Annotated in this window: 5 protein-coding genes and 1 tRNA gene; 2 read left to right on the forward strand and 4 right to left on the reverse strand. The window is 51.3% G+C overall.

Translation table 11 applies throughout. The features are described 5' to 3' along the window. Positions 1–86 precede the first annotated feature (86 nt). Complete coding sequence (locus FYJ64_RS10655) at positions 87–1,544, forward strand: L,D-transpeptidase family protein (RefSeq protein WP_206045651.1); 1,458 nt, start codon at positions 87–89, stop codon at positions 1,542–1,544. Positions 1,545–1,585: 41 nt separating this feature from the next. Here FYJ64_RS10655 and FYJ64_RS10660 read toward each other — a convergent pair whose 3' ends face one another. Next, positions 1,586–2,953, reverse strand: coding sequence for a B12-binding domain-containing radical SAM protein (locus FYJ64_RS10660; protein ID WP_154575116.1), 1,368 nt, complete (start codon positions 2,951–2,953; stop codon positions 1,586–1,588). Between the two features lie 319 nt (positions 2,954–3,272). On the opposite strand from FYJ64_RS10660, the gene FYJ64_RS10665 reads away from it, so the two are divergent. Continuing rightward, complete coding sequence (locus FYJ64_RS10665; protein WP_206045652.1) at positions 3,273–3,830, forward strand: TetR/AcrR family transcriptional regulator; 558 nt, start codon at positions 3,273–3,275, stop codon at positions 3,828–3,830. A 264-nt stretch (positions 3,831–4,094) separates the two neighbouring features. Here FYJ64_RS10665 and FYJ64_RS10670 read toward each other — a convergent pair. The 3 genes from FYJ64_RS10670 to FYJ64_RS10680 all read right to left on the reverse strand — a co-directional run bounded on the left by FYJ64_RS10670 (position 4,095) and on the right by FYJ64_RS10680 (position 6,883). Further along, positions 4,095–4,171, reverse strand: a tRNA-Pro gene (locus FYJ64_RS10670). 379 nt (positions 4,172–4,550) lie between these two features. Further along, entirely contained in the window at positions 4,551–6,308 is a 1,758-nt protein-coding gene (locus tag FYJ64_RS10675; protein WP_154575118.1) for a carbon starvation CstA family protein, read from the reverse strand. 59 nt (positions 6,309–6,367) lie between these two features. Beyond that, the gene (locus FYJ64_RS10680) at positions 6,368–6,883 is read right to left on the reverse strand and encodes a DUF8052 family protein (protein WP_154575119.1); all 516 of its coding nucleotides are present in this window, start codon (positions 6,881–6,883) and stop codon (positions 6,368–6,370) included. Between the last annotated feature and the right edge of the window lie 290 nt (positions 6,884–7,173).

The following is a 7,173-nucleotide window of genomic DNA, read 5'->3' on the forward strand; positions in this document are numbered from 1 at the left end:
TGAGTTTGAATGAAATTCGCAGTGTATGCATTCATACGCCCTGTTCGGACGCTGAAAGCATATGATCAGATAAAGGAATGAAAAGAATGAACGACAAAAGAATCCTCAGAGATTTTTGTATCATGATTGTGCTGGGGCTGCTGCTTGGACTGGTTGCCCTCGGTTTTGTATACCACAGGGACTGTAAGGGTCGTTTCCTGAAAAGCACGAGAATCAACGGCGTGAACGTTGCGGGCATGACGGCGGAACAGGCGGAGGCTGCTGTAACAAAGAACTATTCACTGAAGGTTTTGTTCAGGGAAGGAAAAAGGGAAACCCTGAAGGGTACGGCAATAGATTATGAGCTGGAAGAGCCTGCTATTATAGCGGACCGGCTGAAAAAGCAGTCCTTTGGGGATTATCTGTCTTCTTTGTATCTGCATGGACAGCGCGCCATGACTCTCAGGGGAAAATATTCCGAAAAGAAACTGCATAAGGCTGTGATGAAATGGCCGGAGATGCAGAAGAAGAACATGAAAAAACCGAAGAGCGCCCGGGTCGCTTACGAGAACGGGAAATTTTTCGTGGTAAAGCCTTCTAAAGGTACTGTGGTGAACAAAGACAGTGTTATGGAGGCGGTGGAGAAGGCGGTAAGCGTTTCCATGACCGGACTTAACCTCAGCAGGGGCTCCGGATATTATAAGGATAAAGCGCCTGCCGTCAGTGAGAAACAGCTGAAAAAGGACTGCCGGCAGCTGAGCGGAATGTCCTGGAGCTCTGTAACCTATGAACTGCCGGACGGCAGCAAAAAGGTTCTGGACGCCAATCAGATGAAGGACTGGCTGGTTCGCGGCGAAGACGGACGGCTGAAGCGGGATGATGAGGTTTGGGAGCAAAAGCTGACTGCTTTTGTGGCGTGTCTGGCTAATTCGATCGACACTGTGGACAGGCCGCACAGGTTTAAGACGCATTCCGGAAAGGTGATCCGCCTGCAGGCCCGCGGCTATTACGGCTGGAGAATTGACCGGGAGGGTGAAGCCGCAAGGTTGTCGAAGGAACTGAAAAAGGGCGCAGACGTGGAGCGGAAACCGGTTTACGCCCAGACGGAGGCGGCTCCTTACAGCGATAATTACGGATTTGGAGATACTTATGTAGAGGTGAATCTCAGCGCCCAGCATCTCTGGATGTACAAAAACGGCAGGGTGGTGTTCCAGACTGATGTGGTTTCCGGCACCCGCGGAGTTCACGAAACGCCTGCGGGAGCATACTTTGTGCTTGCGAAGGCGCGGAATGTCGTTCTGCGCGGTCCGTCAAAAACCACCACAGAGAAAAAAGGAAAGAAAACAGTCACGACAACGTCTTATGAATGGGAATCTCCGGTGAGTTACTGGATGCCGATCAATTATGAAGGCGTCGGTATGCATGATGCGAACTGGAGAGGCGTTTTTGGCGGCAGCATCTGGGCCTATAATGGATCTCACGGATGCATTAATCTCCCTCCCTCCAAGGCCGCCCGGCTGTACAGTCTGGTTCATGTCGGAATCCCTGTGGCTGTATACTACTGAGCATCTGAAAGAACGCCTTGCTGGGCATCTGAATGAGCAACTTATTGAACATCTGAAATATGCCGCAGTGTATAGTAGTCGGAATGCGGTGCGATATGGGATGCCAGGTGTGCTGCGCCGGTGCCCATCCGCGTCATCAGGGCGAGACCCCATCGCCGTCGCCCATATTCTTTTCCGAAGATCCGCCGTATGTCTTTCGCGGATGAAAACGTGTAGAAATCACTGCACGCTCTGAAAAACTCCTCCTGCAGTTCCCAGGGGGACATTTTGGCGGGCGTAAACACCACATTCATCATATCGAACCTGCTCCAGCTTCCGGGCAGCATACGGCCTTCCGCCTCGTAATCTCTGTATACCGGTGTACCCGGGAATGGCGTGAGTATAGCCGGCTGGAGCTGATAGGCGTGGATGGATTCGGCAAATGCGATGCTGCGGTTCATATCAGATAGATTGTCTTCATCCAGCCCAAGCACGATACTTGCGATGACTCGGATACGATGCCTCTCGCAGGCTTCTCCGGCCCGGCAGATCGCCTCGATGTTCTGACCCTTCTGAATGCTGTCCAGCGCCTTCTGATTCAGAGATTCGATTCCGATCAGAACACGCGTCAGGTGAGCCTGTGCCAGCAACTCCAGCAGTTCTTCGTCTTCTGCCATATCCGTTCGCCCGAAGAAAAAAGTCTCCTTGAATGTCAGTCCCTCCGCAATCATGCGGCGGCAGATTTCCTTTGCCCGTTCTTTGTCTGCTGTAAAGTTATCGTCCTCGAAGTTCATGTACCGGAAACCCATTTCTTTGTAGCGGCGTATCTCGGCGATTACATTGTCCACGCTGCGTTTCCTGTAGGGGTGGAACATCCTTGAAGTAGTACAAAAACTGCATCGGCAGGGACATCCCCGGGTCGATATGACGTTGGCCGCCGCACAGGGCGTTTTCAGGATGGAATAGTCCGGAAATGGAACCTCGTCTATGTTCTCGATCAGGGGTCCCTGAACGATGGACCCGGCAATACGCCCTTCCGCCGCATCCAGAATCACCTTTTCCCCTTCACCGGCGATAACCTGATCCCCATGCTCCAGCGCCTCCTCCGGCATCCAGGTGGGGTGCATTCCGCCCATCAGCACCCGCGCTCCGCTCCTGCGGTGGATCATATCTGCCAGCTCGTAGCCGCGGGGAGCATTGGAGGTCATAAGGGAAAGGCAGAAGATATCAGTATCTCTCAGCAGCCGGTTGTAGGGAACCCTGCCGTTCAATTCCTCGTACACTTCCACCTCGTGACCGGCCCGCTTCAGGATTCCGCCCAGAATAAGCGGTCCCGTAATAGAATTTGGCTGACCGTAAATCCTGCCCGCCCAGCGATAGGGCGGAAATCTCTTTAATCCTGTTGTCGGGACGATAAAAACAATTTTCATTTTCTTTCTCCCTTTCTTTCGCGGTTTCCCCGCGCCTGCCGCTGCTCCGCACATTTTTGTACGAAGCTCGACGACAACCGCCTCGCCGCACTCCTTTCGAACGGCATGCGATGCCTGACGACCGCCTCGACCCGCTCGGCACTTTTTTGTGCGACGTGACGACCGCCTCGTTCGCCGTACAACAATTATCTTATCTATACACTTGTTCATCTTCTTGAAATGTATTATAATAAATCAGCCGATAAAAGCAAGAACAGATAAAAATGTGTGTGACAATATCGATACAGAAAGGATTTTTTGTACAATGGATAAGAGGATTTTGAAAACAAAAAAATGTCTGAAGGAATCTCTTAGAGAACTGATGTGTGAGAAACCGTTTGAGAAGATAACGGTGACTGAAATCTGCAAGAGGGCAAGCACGGGTCGCGTAACATTCTACAATTATTATGAAGATAAATATGATCTGATGGAGGACTGTTTTGAAGACCTGTATGAGCAGATCCGGGTCGGATTCCATGAACTTCAGCGGAAGAATAATCCGCAGGACTGCTTCGAACGGCGCTTTCAAAATTTCCTGGATTCGATTCATGATGTGAATCAGGAATATATGGACATCCCGATGGATGATTCCTATACGTTTCTTCTGATGTATTATCGTTTTCTGACACAAACCCTGAAAAAACTTGAACTGTACGGGAAGGAGCCGGTGAAGACCAGGTATGATGTGGACCGGTTGAATTCTTTTCTGGTGCTGGGATTCTGGGGCTTTTTCCATGTCGGCGGCGGTACTTTGAGTGCGGCGCAGGACGAAAAAGTGCGGGAAAGCGCCCACCAGCTCGTCAGGGATCTGGCCGCAGGCGGAGTCTTCCGGAACTGATTGCGGTGGACTCGTGCCATCTCCTGCATGAGTCTTATCGACTTCCCTATGAGTCCGCACTCGTGTTCCGCTGAAGAGGGAGAGACGCAAAGCTTGTTCGAAATGCCAATAGAAAATTGACTTTATATAAAAATAAATTTACTCACTAATTTACTCATGCCATAGAGTAAATTAGACCAATTTAGCACCGCGAAGGGGCAAAAAACAGGAGAAAAAAGACACGAAAAAACCCTCGATATCGTAGAAATATCAAGGGTTTTCATATGGTCGGAGAGACAGGATTTGAACCTGCGGCCCCTTGACCCCCAGTCAAGTGCGCTACCAAACTGCGCCACTCCCCGACGTGCCTGTCTACTATTATGCGACATTTGCACGGAGAATTCAAGTAGAAAATATCAAAAACAACGAAATTTTAGTGCGAGAAAATAAGAGAAGCGAGGGGACGACCCCTGCTCCAGTGCGTACTCAGCCATCGAATATGCCTGCAATATCAATAATACAAAGAATACATTCGGTGGTATACCGCAGGAATTTCAGAAGTTTTATCCTGAAACCTTTCGGCAGCGAGATTCGGATGCGGCTGAATCACCGGTCACGCACTATAAAAACAGGGCGTTTCTTCCGCACGGTCGAAATGCCCTGTTTCTCGATCAAGACGTTTGTTCGGTTTTTATGTTTGTTTGAGGCCGCGATACTCTGTTGTGCCGCGGCCCGTAAGCGTTACGCCGCCGCCTCGGATTTTTCTTTGTGCTCGGCAAGCAGGGTACGCACGCCGTCTATGGCCAGCACCACTGCCAGGATAATCAGCAGGACATCGAGTACGCTCATTGCAATCGCCCAGCCGGTAGCCTGAGCAGACAGTTCAACGATTTTACCCTTCAGGGTAAGTACCAGAGACGTGATCGTTACCACCAGCATGAATGCCATCGGGAAAAGGAACATCTTGTTGTTTTTGCCGATTTTGCCGAGCCAGGTAGCCACAGTCAGCAGTCCCAGTGCCGCGAGGAGCTGATTAGCCGCGCCGAACAGCGGCCAGATGTTCGCATATCCGTGCATGCCCAGAAGGATGCCGCAGACAACAGTAATGAGAGTTGCGACAACAGGATTTGTTACGATTTTGCGCCAACCTGTAGCCTCCTGCCATACCTGACCGGGTTCCAGGAAAAACTCCTGGAAGATGTAGCGGGCCAGTCTCGTGGCTGTATCCAGCGAGGTCAGGCAGAACACAGATACCGCCAGGACAAGCATTGTGAAGATCACGGATTCCGTACCCTTCAGGAACGGGATGGCCGCGCACATTTTGGAGATTCCGGTTGCGAAGACGACCGTCGGGGTGATGACCTGTCCGGTCTTGAAACTGCTCCACACATATCCTACGGCGATCAGGGAAATCACAGCCAGCGCACTTTCTATCAGCATTGCGCCGTAAGCGATGGGCCGGGCGTCTTTTTCCGTGTTAATCTGCTTGGCTGTTGTGCCGGAAGCAACCAGCGAGTGAAACCCGGAGATCGCTCCACAGGCAATCGTTACGAACAGCGCCGGGAACATGTAGCCGAGGGAGGTTCCCTGCGTGAAGCCGTTATCCGCATACAGCGTGTCCTTGAAGCCGGTGAACGCCGGGATATCCAGGTGCGACTGCCCCATGAGCGATGCACCGACGATGCCGACTGCGGCCACCGCCATCATGAAATACAGCAGGAATGAACTGAGATAATCTCTCGGCTGCAGCAGAATCCAGACCGGTGTGACAGATGCCACCAGGATGTATGCGCCCAGGACGATCATCCACGTCGAGTTGCTCAGGTACAGAGGATGCCAGTTCAGCCCGATGGCGATGATCACTACAATTCCAACGATGCCGAGGATCGTTGAAAGCAGCAGTGAGGCGTTTTTGCGGTAGACAAAGAATCCAAACAGAATCGCCAGTACGATGAACAGCAGGGAAATAATCGCTGTCGATGCGTTGGAGGCGCTGGCTGCATAGTCCACGCTGCCGTCTGCACGGAAGGTCGCCATAAAGGTGTTCGCCACAATGGATGCGAACGCGGCAACGACCAGAAGCAGTGTCAGATAGGCGAAAACCAGAAACATCCGCTTCGCCTTGCCGCCCATGGTGTCTGCGACGACCTCGCCGATGGACTGACCTTTGTGCCTGATGGAGGCAAACAGCGCGCCGAAATCATGCACCGCGCCGAAAAAGATACCGCCGATCAGAACCCACAGCAGAACCGGCACCCAGCCGAACACGGCCGCCTGAATCGGTCCGTTGATCGGGCCTGCGCCGGCGATCGATGAGAAATGATGTCCCATCAGCACCGGTGCCTTCGCCGGGCAGTAATCCAGACCGTCCTCCATGGTGTGGGACGGAGTCGGGCGGGACGGATCCACGCCCCACTGGTCCGCCAGCCATTTGCCGTAGGTTACATATCCTATGACCAGAGCGGCGATCCCAATCAGAAAAATAATGATTGCGTTCATAAGTCAACACTCCCTTACAATACTACAACATATTGAAATAAAAAATTAAAGTTTTGTTATCAGACCACCTTGCGAAGGTCGCGTACGATGTCCCGTGCCGCGGCGTTGCCATAAACCTTGCGCTGCGCCAGATCCACGATCACGAACCTGCCCTGACAGAATCCGCGGAAAGACAAGCTGTAACTGCGATAGAACTTCATGCGCCTGAGCCTGCGTATCGTTTCCGGTTCCACCGGCTCTTCACTCAGGAAAATCCCGGTCACGAGACTCGACATATGATCCTTGGGCATGGTCCGTTCGCCCTGACGGATCAGCTGTGGCTCAATCACATCGTTTACCGCTTCCAGAAATTCCGACAAATCCTTCTCCATCACTCTCCGGTGCCGGGTGAAAAACACATGCTCATGATTCAGAGTTCTCCACAGCTCTGCTTTCTTCAACAAAACATATCGGGCATTGGACGCGTCCAGCCGTGCGTATGCGTCGAAGACATGATCACCCGCACGATATTCTCTTACAATATCGTAGCTGTCCTGATAAGTTGAAAGCAGTCTCTCAAAAAAATTCCTGTCCATCTACATTTCCTCTCCTGATAACGCCGTAATAATATCACTGCTGAGCAAAGAATGCAATAGGTTTTTTGTTATTTATAACAATTTTTTTCAATTATTTTTGTGAGCGTGGGTCTGCCCGGACGGAATACTGCCATCTGAATTTTATAATTCTTCTGTGGAAGACGCTTGAATGAAAAGGTAACTTCCACATTTAAGAGAAAAACGACCGGCAGAGGCTGGTTTCATAAAATCAGGTATAGGAATCAGGCCTGAAATGCTGTAAAATTCAATTAGCCAATACGGGTTCATTG

It is taken from the genome of Hornefia butyriciproducens, assembly GCF_009695915.1.
Taxonomy (GTDB): domain Bacteria; phylum Bacillota; class Clostridia; order Peptostreptococcales; family Anaerovoracaceae; genus Aminicella; species Aminicella butyriciproducens.